Annotated in this window: 11 protein-coding genes; 8 read left to right on the top strand and 3 right to left on the bottom strand. The window is 68.2% G+C overall.

What is annotated here, in order from left to right; translation table 11 throughout:
• Window positions 1-129 precede the first annotated feature (129 nt).
• The gene (locus tag JOF45_RS02715; RefSeq protein ID WP_210047760.1) at window positions 130-681 is read right to left on the bottom strand and encodes a WhiB family transcriptional regulator; all 552 of its coding nucleotides are present in this window, start codon (window positions 679-681) and stop codon (window positions 130-132) included.
• Window positions 682-859: 178 nt separating this feature from the next.
• Between JOF45_RS02715 and JOF45_RS02710 the strand changes: the two genes are divergently transcribed.
• The gene (locus JOF45_RS02710; RefSeq protein ID WP_210047759.1) at window positions 860-1,684 is read left to right on the top strand and encodes a TIGR03089 family protein; all 825 of its coding nucleotides are present in this window, start codon (window positions 860-862) and stop codon (window positions 1,682-1,684) included.
• 537 nt (window positions 1,685-2,221) lie between these two features.
• Here the strand turns inward: JOF45_RS02710 and JOF45_RS02705 are convergent.
• Window positions 2,222-2,785 carry a GtrA family protein gene (locus JOF45_RS02705; protein WP_210047758.1) on the bottom strand — a complete coding sequence of 188 codons (564 nt, stop codon included), beginning with the start codon at window positions 2,783-2,785 and terminating at the stop codon, window positions 2,222-2,224.
• 84 nt (window positions 2,786-2,869) lie between these two features.
• Between JOF45_RS02705 and JOF45_RS02700 the strand changes: the two genes are divergently transcribed.
• From JOF45_RS02700 to manA, 4 genes are all read left to right on the top strand, one after another.
• Window positions 2,870-4,138 (top strand): 5-(carboxyamino)imidazole ribonucleotide synthase, encoded by a 1,269-nt coding sequence (locus JOF45_RS02700; RefSeq protein ID WP_210047756.1) that lies wholly within the window; start codon window positions 2,870-2,872, stop codon window positions 4,136-4,138.
• Entirely contained in the window at window positions 4,135-4,713 is a 579-nt protein-coding gene (purE, locus tag JOF45_RS02695; protein ID WP_210047754.1) for a 5-(carboxyamino)imidazole ribonucleotide mutase, read from the top strand. Before JOF45_RS02700 ends, purE begins: the two co-directional genes overlap by 4 nt.
• Window positions 4,710-6,362, top strand: a complete 1,653-nt coding sequence (locus JOF45_RS13200; RefSeq protein WP_210047752.1) for an LCP family protein — start codon at window positions 4,710-4,712, stop codon at window positions 6,360-6,362. The genes purE and JOF45_RS13200 overlap by 4 nt, the downstream gene beginning before the upstream one ends.
• A gap of 109 nt (window positions 6,363-6,471) precedes the next feature.
• Window positions 6,472-7,782 (top strand): mannose-6-phosphate isomerase, class I, encoded by a 1,311-nt coding sequence (gene manA / locus JOF45_RS02685; protein WP_210047750.1) that lies wholly within the window; start codon window positions 6,472-6,474, stop codon window positions 7,780-7,782.
• A 20-nt stretch (window positions 7,783-7,802) separates the two neighbouring features.
• Here the strand turns inward: manA and glpX are convergent, their stop codons facing one another.
• Window positions 7,803-8,843 carry a class II fructose-bisphosphatase gene (glpX, locus tag JOF45_RS02680; protein WP_210047748.1) on the bottom strand — a complete coding sequence of 347 codons (1,041 nt, stop codon included), beginning with the start codon at window positions 8,841-8,843 and terminating at the stop codon, window positions 7,803-7,805.
• A gap of 180 nt (window positions 8,844-9,023) precedes the next feature.
• Between glpX and JOF45_RS02675 the strand changes: the two genes are divergently transcribed.
• The 3 genes from JOF45_RS02675 to JOF45_RS02665 are packed head-to-tail and all read left to right on the top strand — an operon-like array spanning window position 9,024 to window position 11,909.
• Window positions 9,024-9,818, top strand: a complete 795-nt coding sequence (locus JOF45_RS02675) for a DUF4245 domain-containing protein (protein WP_210047746.1) — start codon at window positions 9,024-9,026, stop codon at window positions 9,816-9,818.
• Complete coding sequence (locus tag JOF45_RS02670; protein WP_210047745.1) at window positions 9,811-10,434, top strand: carbonic anhydrase; 624 nt, start codon at window positions 9,811-9,813, stop codon at window positions 10,432-10,434. Before JOF45_RS02675 ends, JOF45_RS02670 begins: the two co-directional genes overlap by 8 nt.
• A gap of 50 nt (window positions 10,435-10,484) precedes the next feature.
• Window positions 10,485-11,909, top strand: a complete 1,425-nt coding sequence (locus tag JOF45_RS02665; protein ID WP_210047743.1) for a class II fumarate hydratase — start codon at window positions 10,485-10,487, stop codon at window positions 11,907-11,909.
• Window positions 11,910-12,010 lie beyond the last annotated feature (101 nt).

The raw sequence follows: 12,010 nt of genomic DNA, 5'->3' as shown, positions 1-12,010 counted from the left end.
GCTCGATGACGGCGTCGGGCTGCCTGGTCTGGGCCGCCAGCGCCGCACGGGTGGCGTCCGCCTCAGACGCCGAATCGCCGCTGCCGTACAGAACGACAGCGGCGATATGTGGCTCGATCAGTGGTGCGATCAGACGGCTCGCTTCCGAAGCTTGCGGCGTTCCCGCTCGGAGAGACCTCCCCAGATGCCGAACCGCTCGTCATTGGCCAGGGCATAGTCCAGGCACTCCTGCTTGACGGTGCAGGCCCCGCAGACCTTCTTGGCGTCCCGGGTGGAACCGCCCTTCTCCGGGAAGAAGGCCTCAGGATCGGTCTGGGCGCACAGCGCGTCCACCTGCCAGGCGAGCTCGCCCTCGATCTGCTCCGCGGGGATCAGTGAGGGCAGACCGAGCCAGACGTTATCCTGGGCGGCCTGAGTGTTCTCGCGCTCAGCGCGGCGGGAAGGAGCCTCGCTGAGCGCGGTCACACCGTCCTGTGCAGAAGGCTCTGCGCTCTCAGCCGCCTCATGGGCGGCGAGGAATGCGGTGGCCTGATCCTCGATGGGCTTGCCGTGCTCCAGCCGTTCGGCTGCCTGAGGGTCCGCCGGATCGACGAACCAATCAGCAGGGACGTCGAGCCCGGGGCGCCGGGCGGCAGGAGTCTGCTCCTGCTGCTCGTGGCCGATCCGCTCTGCGTTCCCCATAACCAGGGCCTCCCTGTGTGATCATCTCTGCTTCAACTGCTACCTAATTACACTGGCGTAAGTTAGCTTCGTCAAGTGCGGACGATCCGCCCCCATAAGGCTCCTTTCCCCGAGATCTCGCCCGACACGCCGCGTCATCGCACCTCAGACATCGGTGTGGCGGGCAGGAGGAACAACCATGACACCCCTCACATTGGGATCCGCGTCCCAGAATGTTCCCGAAGACTTTCCTCAGCTGTTGGAGCTGCTCGCCGGGCGGCCGCAGCCAGCCGTGGTCTGCTACCGGCCGCGCGGCGCGGACGGCGAGGTCGGTGCCGAGCCGGACAGCACTGATCCAGACGGCACTGAGCCGGAGCGTGTGGAGCTCTCCGGGCGGGTGCTGCAGAACTGGGCGGTGAAGCTGATCGGGCTCTTCACCGAGGAGCTCGAGGAGATCTTCGACCCGGCCGAGCCCACCCCGCGGGTGCTGGTCGACTCCGCCCCGCACTGGAAGTCCGCCGCCGTCGTGCTGGCGGCCTCCTCGCTCGGCGCGCAGGTGGTGACCGCGGCCGGCGCCACGGACAGCTCAGGGACGGCGTCGTTGGCGGTGACTGACCGCCCGCAGGACTGGCAGAGCTCCCCCGCCTTGGGTCAGGCCGAGCTGGCAGCGCTCTCCCCCGGGCTGTTGGACGAGTCCTTCGAGGACGCCGTCGGCCAGGCGATCCCCGCCTGGGTGCTCGACATCTCCGCGGAGGTGCGCCAGCACCCGGACCAGCTGCTCACCCCGTTGGAGCCCGTGCGGCTTCCCGAGGGCGTGGAGTCAGGCGGCATCGGGACTGGCGGCGCCGGGGCTGGCGGCACCGCTCTGGTGACCCGCACGGAGTGGGCCGCCGACGCCGTCGGGGCCCTGCTGTCCACCTGGGCGCACGGGGGCACCGTGGTGCTGATCGACGGCATGCCGGAGGATCCGGTCTGGGGTCAGGGCCGGTGGGAACAGGCCCTGCGCAACGAAGGCCTCGCCTGATCCCCAGATCTCTACCCGCTCGCCTCTCTACCCACTCGACGACATCTCCACCCCTCTGTGCGGGGCGATTTGTCCACAACCGGGTAGACGGACCGCGGCGCCGGAGTCCCTCTCCACAGAAACGACCCTTCTTCGCGAGGTTGCTGCTCATCTGCGGAAGGGTGGCGGCATGGATACTACGACGCGATCCCTGCCTCTGCTGCGACCTTCGGACGACGGTCTCAGCGCCAAACAGCTCCAGCGCCGGCCAGGTCGCGGCGCATCCCGGAGGTCCCGCAGCTGCGCCACCTCGGCCTGCCGAAGCCGCGGCACCTCAGCAGGGCCGCATCAGATGCCGCCTACCGCGCCGGGAGCCTGACCGTGCCTCTGGCTCAGCTGGAGCCAGGGATATTCGCTGAACATCTGAATGCGGAGCCGCTGCGCGCCGCCGCCGTGAGAGTTCTACCGAGGTGACGACATCTCACCCCGGGTACGACGCCGGAATTGTCGCCGAGCGGGCAGAAGACTGCCGCTGGGAAACGCCTCAGAAGCCCGGGCTCAGTCCTTCGGAGTCGGCTTGGCCTGGACCTGCTCGACCTCCCCGGTGACCAGCTCGCGGTCGGAGAGCATGTGCAGGCCCTCGCCCTCGGCCGGGGCCTCACCCTCGGCCGGAGCTCCGGCGTCGCCGGTGAACACCCAGTACCGGTAGGCGATGAACCGGAAGACCATCGCCAGGCCCATGCCCACCACGGAGCCGGAGATGAAGCTGGCCGTGGTCGAGGTCAGGCCCAGCACGTAGAACGAGATCACCACGCAGCCGGACTGGATCCCCAGGCCGATCAGATTCATCACCACGAACATGATCAGCTCACGCGCTCGGGTGGGGGTCCGCCGATGCCGGAAGGTCCAGTAGCGGTTGCCCACCCAGGAGAAGAGCGTCGCCACGGCCACCGCGATGGCCTTGGACTTCACGTGGGAGTCATGCATGGGGCCGGAGATCAGCCAGAGGAAGGTGGCCGAATCGATGAGAAACGCCACACCCCCGACGACGCCGAACTTCGCAACTTCTCGCCACAGCTTCAGCAGGAGATCACGCAGCGTGGTGTACAGACGGGAGATCATAGGATGGGGAGACTCCAAGCGACGGGCCAAGACACAAGCTCTCATTTTACGGCCTTCCGGATCGATGACCCATAATGTGGGACTGTGACTTCTCCTTCCATCGGAATCCTCGGCGACGGACAACTGGCACGCATGATGGCTCCGGCCGCCGTGGAGCTGGGCATCGAGCTCCACCTGCTGGCCGGCTCCCCGGAGGCCTCCGCGGCGCAGGCGATACCGCGGACCACGATCGGCGACTTTCGCAGCGTCGAGGACGTCCTGGCCTTCGTTGAGGGGCTCGACGCCGTCACCTTCGACCACGAACACGTCCCCGCCGAGGTGCTCACCGCCCTGCAGCAGGCAGGCCACGCCCTGCACCCCGGGCCCCAGGCGCTGCTCTACGCCCAGGACAAGCTGGCCATGCGCGGCGCCGTGGAGGAGCTGGGCCTGCCCAACCCCCGCTGGGCCCGGGTGGACAGTGTCGGAGATCTCGTCGGATTCGGCGAAGACGCCGGCTGGCCCGTGGTGCTGAAGACCCCGCGCGGCGGCTACGACGGCAAGGGTGTCCAGATCATCGCCTCTGCTGAGACGGCTGACGAGGCCGCCGACTGGTTCGACCGCGCGGCCGCCCAGGGCACCGGCCTGCTCGCCGAGGAGAAGGTCCCCTACACCCGTGAGCTCTCCGCGCAGGTAGCACGCTCAGCCGCCGGAGAGACCGTGAACTACCCGGTGGTGGAGTCCAACCAGACCGACGGCGTCTGTGACGAGGTCATCGCACCGGCACCGTTCAGCTCTCCCGAGCACCTCGCCCGCGCCGAACAGATCGCCCGCACCGTGGCCGAGAAGCTCGAGGTCACCGGCATGCTGGCCGTGGAGCTCTTCGAGATCGCCGAGGACGACGCCGAGGCGCACCGTCCCGCCGGGATCTACGTCAACGAGCTGGCCATGCGTCCGCACAACTCCGGGCACTGGTCGATGGACGGTGCCGTCACCGGCCAGTTCGAGCAGCATCTGCGTGCCGTGCTCGGCCTGCCGCTGGGCGCTGTCGAGGTCACCGGCGGCGCCGGAGGCTATGTGGTCATGAAGAACCTGCTGGGCGGAGCCAACCCGGATCTGCACGCCGCGGTCCCGGAGGCCATGCGGCGCTCCCCCGGCTCCAAGGTTCACCTCTACGGCAAGGAGCCGCGCCCGGGACGGAAGGTCGGGCATGTGAACATCCTCAGCCAGACCACCGCGGCCCAGGAGAGCGAGGACGCGCGGAAGCGCCGGCTGGCACAGGCCCGGCAGGAGGCCGCCGACGCCGCCCGCATCATCATCGACGGACCGGACGCCGCCGACCGAGCACACGCCACCGACGGCGAGGGAGCAGCATGAGCGAGCAGACACCCCAGGCGCCCCTCGTCGGGCTGGTCATGGGTTCCGACTCCGACTGGCCCACGATGAAGGCCGCCGCGGAGGCGCTCGACGAGTTCGGCATCCCCTTCGAGGCCGATGTGGTCTCGGCCCACCGGATGGCCGCTGAGATGATCGACTACGGTCGGAGCGCCCACGAGCGCGGCCTCCGAGTGATCATCGCCGGAGCCGGCGGTGCCGCCCACCTGCCGGGCATGCTGGCCTCGGTCACACCCCTGCCGGTGATCGGCGTCCCCGTGGCGCTGAAGCACCTGGACGGCATGGACTCGCTGCTGAGCATCGTGCAGATGCCCTCCGGGGTCCCCGTGGCCACCGTCTCCGTGGGAGGCGCGCGCAACGCCGGGCTGCTGGCCGTGCGCACTTTGGCCGCCGGGGAGACCGATTTCGCCGCCGAGCTGCGTGAGAAGCTGCTGACCTTCCAAGAGGAGCTCGCCGACCAAGCCCATGCGAAAGGCTCCAGGCTGCGCGAGGAGGCCGCCGAGCTGCCGACCTTCCGCAGCGCCACAGCTCCGAGGAGCGGGAGCGGCGAACGGTGAGCATCCCGGCGATCACCTACCACCGGTTCACCACGGAGCCGGATGTCATCCGACGCCCACGAACGGGCTCGGAGACCGATCGCACCCGGCGGGCCTTCCTGGTCCTGCTGATCACCCTGTTCATCCCCGGAGGCGCGCAGATCGCCTTCGGCTCCCGGCGTCTGGGCCGAGCCGCCCTGGTGGTGACCATCGGCTGCTGGTTCACCGTGCTGCTCGGCGTCGTGCTGTACCTGTTCCTGCGCGGACCGCTGCTGAGCATCCTGACCCAGCCCTTCGTCATGTGGCTGGCAACTGTGATCCTGGCCGCTCTGGCCGTGGGCTGGCTTCTGCTGTGGCTGGATGCGCTGCGCCTGGTCCACTTCGCCTCGCTGGCACCGGGCATGCGTCCGGTGATCGCCGTGCTGAGCGTCGTGCTGATGGTGCTCACCTCTGGCGGCCTGGGCTACGCAGCCCACATGCTCAATGAGGGCCGCGTAGCCCTGAGCGGGATCTTCGGCGGCGGCCCAGCCATCGACGCCGACGAGGACGGCCGCTACAACTTCCTGCTGATGGGCGCCGATGCCGGCGAGGGACGCGAAGGACTGCGCCCCGACTCCATCCATGTGATGAGCGTCAGCCGAGCCACCGGCGAATCGATCATCGTCTCCATCCCGCGCAACTTCCAGAACGCCCAGTTCGAAGAAGGCTCTCCCATGCAGGAGATCTACCCCGAGGGCTACAACTGCGGCAACGAGTGCATCATCAACTTCCTCTACACCGAGGTGATGGAGCAGTACCAGCACCTCTACCCGGAGGCTGAGGACCCCGGGGCCGAAGCCATGATGGATGCGGTCTCCGGCACCCTGGACCTCCAGGTGGATGGCTACGTCATGGTGGACATGGCCGGCTTCGAGGAGCTCATCGACGCCATGGGTGGGGTCTCCGTGGAGTCCGGCGGCTGGGTCCCCTACCGCGGCGTCCGGCCCGACGGCGAGTGGGGCGACGCCTGGTGGGAGCCCGGCGAGTACACCTTCAGCGGCGAAGAGGCGCTGGCCTATGCGCGCTCCCGCACCCACTCCTCCGACTACAACCGGATTCAGCGCCAGCAGTGCATCCAGCAGGCGATGGTCGCCCAGTTCAACCCCCAGACCCTGCTGACCCAGTTCAGCGACCTCATGCAGGCCGGCGAGAACCTGGCCGAGACCAACCTCCCGCAGTCCCAGCTGGGCTCCTTCCTGGACCTGGCGGTGGACGCGCAGGGCCACCAGCCGAAGCGGCTCACCTTGGGGGCGCCCGACTTCGGCGCCTCGGGCGATCTGTTCTCCACCTACCCGGACTTCGATGAGATCCACCAGCGGATGGAGGAGCTCAAGGCGGAGGAGGACAGTGCCGAGGAAGGCTTCTTCGGCTCCTCCGGGTACGGGTCCAGATCCGCCGCAGCCGCCCCGTTCGGCACCGTTCTGTGGCCTGCTCCCGTGGGCTTGGCCACAGAGCCGCAGGCCCAGGACGCTGTCGAGGAGGACGAGCCGCCGATCGAGGAGACCACCCCTCCGACCCAGCCGGACGGTTCGCCGCTCACGGTGGAATACCTCATGGAGGCCGAGGATGCAGGCCAGATCAGCGTGCTGGAGGAGGCGGCCTCCAGCAACTACGACTGCACTCCCCAGTGAGATCCTTCTGGCGCGCTGGTCTCGGAAAGCGCGCTGAGAGCCGCCCCTAGCGAGGTCTGCGCGCCGGAAGGATCCTCCGCATACTGCTAAGGTTTCTGCGATGTTCAGGATGACCAACCCCGTGCGGGACTACGCGTGGGGCTCCACCAGCGCGTTCAGCACCCATTTCGGCTGGGCACCCTCGACAGCCCCCCAGGCAGAGATCTGGATGGGGGCTCACCCTGCCGCGCCCTCCTCAGTGACCGCCGACGACGGCACCGAGACCTCCCTGCTGGAGCAGTTCCCAGGGAAGGACGCTCCCTCGTTCCCGTACCTGCTGAAGGTCCTGGCCGCTGAGCGGCCGCTGTCCATCCAGACCCACCCCACCAAGGAGCGGGCTGAGGCAGGCTTCGCTGCTGAGGAAGCTGCCGGAATCCCGGTGGACTCCCCGCAGCGCAACTACGTGGATCCCAACCACAAGCCCGAGCTGATCGTCGCGCTGGGCAGCTTCTCAGCGCTCTGCGGCTTCCGCCCGCAGGACGAGGCCAAGCGCGAACTGTGTCTGCTGCGCGACGTGCTCGAGCATTTCCCGCCGCCGGCAGCTCAGGCGGAGGGCACCTCCGCTCAGGAGACGAGCGGCTCCGCTCAGGACGAGAGCACCGGGCCGACGGAGACGGAGCACCCGCCGCTGCCCCCGCTCTTCGTCTTCGACCGGCTGGTCACCTTCCTGGACCATGAGGACTACGCCGGGGCGCTGGACTACATCCTGCGCAGCGGACGCGACGATTCCATCCAAGCCTCCCGCGCGGTCAACGCGCTGTTCAGCCGGCGGGCCGGCCAGGCGCCCCGCCCCAGCACCGGACTGCCGGCGAAGACCATCGACACTCTGACCCGGGTCACCCGCTCCTCCCCGGGAGATCCGAGCATCCTGGTGACCCTGCTGATGAACCGGGTCGATCTCTCCCCCGGCGAGGCCCTCTACCTGCCGGCGGGCAACCTGCACGCCTACCTCTACGGACTCGGCGTGGAGATCATGGCCAATTCGGACAACGTCCTGCGCGGTGGGCTGACCTCCAAGCACGTGGATGTGGAGGAGCTCCTGGCGGTCACCCAATGCGAGGTGCTGCCCATTCCGCACTGCCCGGCCGAACCCGCCGGGCCCGGCCGCTACAGCTACCGTCCGCCCTTCGAGGAGTTCCAGCTCAAGCGGATCGAGTTCCCCCAGGCCCAGGGCCCGGTGCGCATCCACCCCACTCCCCCGGCCGTGCTGCTCTGCACCGCTGGGACGCTGGAGATCACCGACGACGACGGCGCTCAGCTGACACTCGGAGCAGGGGAATCAGCCCTGCTGACCGCAGAGGATGCAGTGACCATCACCGCTGAGGGCAGCGCCCAGGCATTCCTCGCCCTGCCCGGCACGGGCAGACTGTCGACCGCCTGACCCGGCGGTCGGCGTCGCCACTACCGGGTGTAGGACTCCCACTTGCGCGCGCGGTGCTCGGCCTCGACGATCCGGACGGTCCCGGACTTCGAGCGCATCACGATCGACTGAGTGGTCACCCGGTCGCCGCTGTAGGTGACCCCGCGCAGCAGGTCACCATCGGTGATGCCGGTCGCCGCGAAGTAGCAGTTGTCCGAGGAGACCAGGTCATGAGTGGTCAGGACCTTCTCCAGGTCATGCCCGGCAGCCTCTGCGGCTTCACGCTCTGAGTCGTCCGTGGGCGCCAGGCGCCCCTGGATGACGCCGCCGACGGCCTTGATGGCGCAGGCGGTGACGATGCCCTCCGGGGTTCCGCCGGTGCCCATGAGGGCATCGACTCCGGAGTCCTCGCGGGCGGCGGCGATGCCGCCTGCCACATCGCCGTCCATGATGAAGCGGGTGCGCGCCCCGGCCTCTCGGATCTCTTCGACCAGTTTGGAGTGCCGCGGACGGTCCAGCACACAGACGTTGAGCTGGTTGATCCGCTTGCGCTTGGCCTTGGCGATCAGGTGCAGGTTCTGTTTGACCGGAAGCCGCAGGTCGACCATGTCGGCGGCCTCCGGACCGGTCACCAGCTTGTCCATGTAGAAGACGGCCGAGGGGTCGAACATGGATCCGCGTTCGGAGACGGCCAGCACGGAGAGCGCATTGTTGTAGCCCAGTGCGGTCAGCCGCGTGCCGTCGATCGGATCCACGGCCACGTCGGCCTCCGGGGCGTCCTCAGCGCCGCTGTTGCCCACCCGTTCGCCGTTGAACAGCATGGGCGCCTCGTCCTTCTCGCCCTCACCGATGACCACCACGCCGCTGAGGTTCACCGTGTCCAGCAGCGAGCGCATGGCGTCCACTGCCGCACCGTCGGCTCCGTTCTTGTCTCCGTAGCCGATCCAGGCGCCGCCGGCGATGGCCGCCGCCTCGGTCACACGGACCAGCTCCAGCGCGAGGTTGCGATCCGGCTCGGAATCACCGACCGCAAGGCGCGGGGACAGGTGGGAGTAGTTCTCGTGGTTCTGAGATTCGTTCATGGACATCCTCGGCCATCTCTCGTGGTCACCGCTGCTGCCAGGCACACCGGTCGGTCTGCTCCCGATCATATCCACAGCGATCGGTCCGCGTCGCCGGATGACTCGGCCCCGTCTGCGGATGACGCGGCTGACACGGGGCTGGGGCCGCGCTGAGCAGGGCGCAGACCGTAGAATGATCGGGTGACCGATCCTGACCAGAACACTCCCCGCCCGGATGAGGACGACGCCGGCTCCCCCGCTGAGGACACGGCGGAACAGGGCAGCGAGGAGCAGCCCACGCCGCAGCTGACCCGTTCCCAGGTCAAGCGGCTCTCCCAGCCGATGATCGGCATGATCATCACGATGATGGTGACCGTGGCCGCCGTCGTCGCCTTCCTCATGATGAACCCGGAACCGGATGCCGAGCCCTACCAGCGTGACGAGGACGTCCCAGTGGAGGCGGTGCATGCCGGCCGCAGCGCAGAGTTCCTGCCGGCGGCCCCCGACGTTCCGGAGGAATGGTCGGCCAACTACGCCTACTGGGAGCACCAGTCGGAGCAGGGCATCCCGCTCTGGGAGGTCGGATTCACCACCGACTCCATGACCTTCGTAGGCTTCTCCCAGAGCGACCAGGGAAACCCCACCTGGATCTCTGAGGAGACCGAGGGAGCCACCCCCTCAGGCACGCAGACCGTGGACGGACTGGTCTTCGAGGTCTTCCACGGAGACGAGGACCGCACGTGGTTCGTGCTCACCGAGGAGCACAACGACGTCGACGGCACCACCGTGGTCCTCGGCGGCGACGCCTCCGAGGAGGACCTGGAGATCGCGCTGACCGCCGTGGTCGAGGCCCTGGACCAGGAACCCGACGTGCCCGCAGATGACGAGGCCGAGGTCGAGGATCCCAGCGCCGAGCAGGACGATGAGCAGGATGCTCAGCAGGATGACGCTGAGCAGGATGAGACCGCACAGGAAGAGGAGACCGAGGATGAGTGAGACCTCCACACAGCTGACCCCGGCAGAGGTCTGGCAGACCCTGCAGGAGGGCAACGCCCGCTTCGTCAGCGGCGAGGTGAACCACCCCAACCAGAACGCGGCCCGCCGTTCCTCGCTGACCGAGGCGCAGCACCCCATGGCGGTCATCTTCGGCTGCTCCGACTCACGGCTGGCCGCTGAGATCATCTTCGACGTCGGACTGGGCGATGTGTTCGTGGTGCGCACCGCCGGGCAGGTCATCGACGACGCCGTGCTGGGCTCCCTGGAGTTCAGCGTGGACGAGCTCGGGGTCCCGCTGATCATCGTGCTCGGCCACGACTCCTGCGGAGCGGTCTCTGCGGCACTGAGCTCCTCGGAGAGCGGCACCATGCCCTCCGGCCATGTGCGCGGCCTGGTCGAGCGGATCTTCCCCTCGGTGCTCGCCGCCCAGCAGCAGGGACTGAGCTCGGTCAACGACACTGTTGAGGAGCATGTGAAGCAGACCGCCGACCGACTGGTGGACCACTCGCGGGCTCTCCACGCCGCCGTGGAGGAGGGACGCACCGCAGTGGTGGGCGTGACCTACCGCCTGGCCGAGGGGCGGGCCGACCTGGTCACCACAGTGGGGAACCTATAGTTCCCGTCACAGTGGCATCGGGGCGGCCGCCGGTCATTAGACTGGGGCCCATGACAGATTCCTCTGCATCCCAGACTGAATACCGTATCGAGCGCGACACCATGGGCGAGGTGAAGGTGCCCGCCCAGGCGCTCTACCGCGCACAGACCCAGCGCGCCGTGGAGAACTTCCCGATCTCCGGGCGCACCCTGGAGCGGGCACACATCGAGGCGCTGGCCCGTGTGAAGAAGGCCGCGGCCCTGGCCAACAAAGAGCTGGGCGTCCTCGACGCCGAACTGGCCGACGCCATCGTGATCGCCGCCGAGCAGGTGGAGTCCGGTGAGCTGGACGAGCACTTCCCCGTGGACGTGTTCCAGACCGGATCCGGCACCAGCTCCAACATGAACACCAACGAGGTCCTGGCCACGCTGGCCAACCGGCACCTCAAGGAGCAGGGGTCGGACAAGGAAGTCCACCCCAACGACCACGTCAACGCCTCCCAGTCCTCCAACGACGTCTTCCCGACCTCGGTGCACGTGGCCGCCACCTCCGCTCTGGTCAACGATCTCAAGCCTGCGCTGACCTACCTGGCTGAGGCTCTGGAGGCCAAGGCCGGCGAGTTCGGCAGCATCGTGAAGTCCGGCCGCACCCACCTGATGGACGCCACCCCGGTGACCCTGGGCCAGGAGTTCGGCGGCTACGCGGCACAGGTGCGCTACGGCATCGAGCGCATCGAGTCCGCTCTGCCGCGCGTTGCCGAGGTCCCGCTGGGCGGCACCGCTGTGGGCACCGGCATCAACACTCCCCTGGGCTTCGCGGAGAAGGCCATCAGGTCCCTGGCCGAGGACTCCGGTCTTCCGCTGACTGAGGCCCGCGATCACTTCGAGGCCCAGGCCAACCGTGACGGCCTGGTGGAGGCCTCCGGTCAGCTGCGCAACATCGCCTACTCGCTGATGAAGATCAACAACGACCTGCGCTGGATGGGCTCGGGTCCGAACACCGGACTGGGCGAGCTGGCGATCCCGGATCTGCAGCCCGGCTCCTCCATCATGCCCGGCAAGGTGAACCCGGTGATCTGCGAGTCGGCCATCCAGGTCTGCGCACAGGTGATCGGCAACGACACCACCGTCGCACTGTCCTCCACCAACGGCGCCTTCGAGCTCAACGTCGGCATCCCGGTGATGGCTGCGAACCTGCTGGAGTCCATCCGTCTGCTGAAGAACACCAGCTATGTGATGGCCGACAAGATGATCAAGGGCCTGACCGCCAACGAGGAGCGCGCAGCGTTCCTGGCCGGCGCCTCCCCCTCGGTGGTCACCCCGCTGAACAAGCACATCGGCTACGAGGCCGCCGCGGAGATCGCCAAGCATGCGGTCAAGAACAAGAAGACCGTGCGCGAGGCCGTCGTGGAGCTGGGCTACCTGGAGCGCGGCGAGCTCACCGAGCAGCAGCTCGATGAGGCGCTCGACGTGCTCTCCATGACTCAGCCGGGCTGAGCCCCACTCCCGCTGAACAGCACAGAGCCCCTGCAGACTGATCCGGCATCACCGCCGATGAAGCCTGCAGGGGCTCTCTGCTGTCCGGGCTCTCCGGGCAC

Source organism: Nesterenkonia lacusekhoensis, from assembly GCF_017876395.1.
In the GTDB taxonomy this organism is placed as follows: domain Bacteria; phylum Actinomycetota; class Actinomycetes; order Actinomycetales; family Micrococcaceae; genus Nesterenkonia; species Nesterenkonia lacusekhoensis.
This window is presented reverse-complemented; position numbering and strand designations above follow the sequence as displayed.

Excerpts from the sequence above, each read along its gene's own strand:
- JOF45_RS02665 (WP_210047743.1), top strand. The coding sequence starts at position 10,485 with ATGACAGATTCCTCTGCATCCCAGACTGAATACCGTATCGAGCGCGAC.
- manA (WP_210047750.1), top strand. The coding sequence starts at position 6,472 with ATGACCAACCCCGTGCGGGACTACGCGTGGGGCTCCACCAGCGCGTTC.
- JOF45_RS02705 (WP_210047758.1), bottom strand. The coding sequence starts at position 2,785 with ATGATCTCCCGTCTGTACACCACGCTGCGTGATCTCCTGCTGAAGCTG.
- JOF45_RS02710 (WP_210047759.1), top strand. The coding sequence starts at position 860 with ATGACACCCCTCACATTGGGATCCGCGTCCCAGAATGTTCCCGAAGAC.
- JOF45_RS02715 (WP_210047760.1), bottom strand. The coding sequence starts at position 681 with ATGGGGAACGCAGAGCGGATCGGCCACGAGCAGCAGGAGCAGACTCCT.
- glpX (WP_210047748.1), bottom strand. The coding sequence starts at position 8,843 with ATGAACGAATCTCAGAACCACGAGAACTACTCCCACCTGTCCCCGCGC.
- JOF45_RS02670 (WP_210047745.1), top strand. The coding sequence starts at position 9,811 with ATGAGTGAGACCTCCACACAGCTGACCCCGGCAGAGGTCTGGCAGACC.
- purE (WP_210047754.1), top strand. The coding sequence starts at position 4,135 with ATGAGCGAGCAGACACCCCAGGCGCCCCTCGTCGGGCTGGTCATGGGT.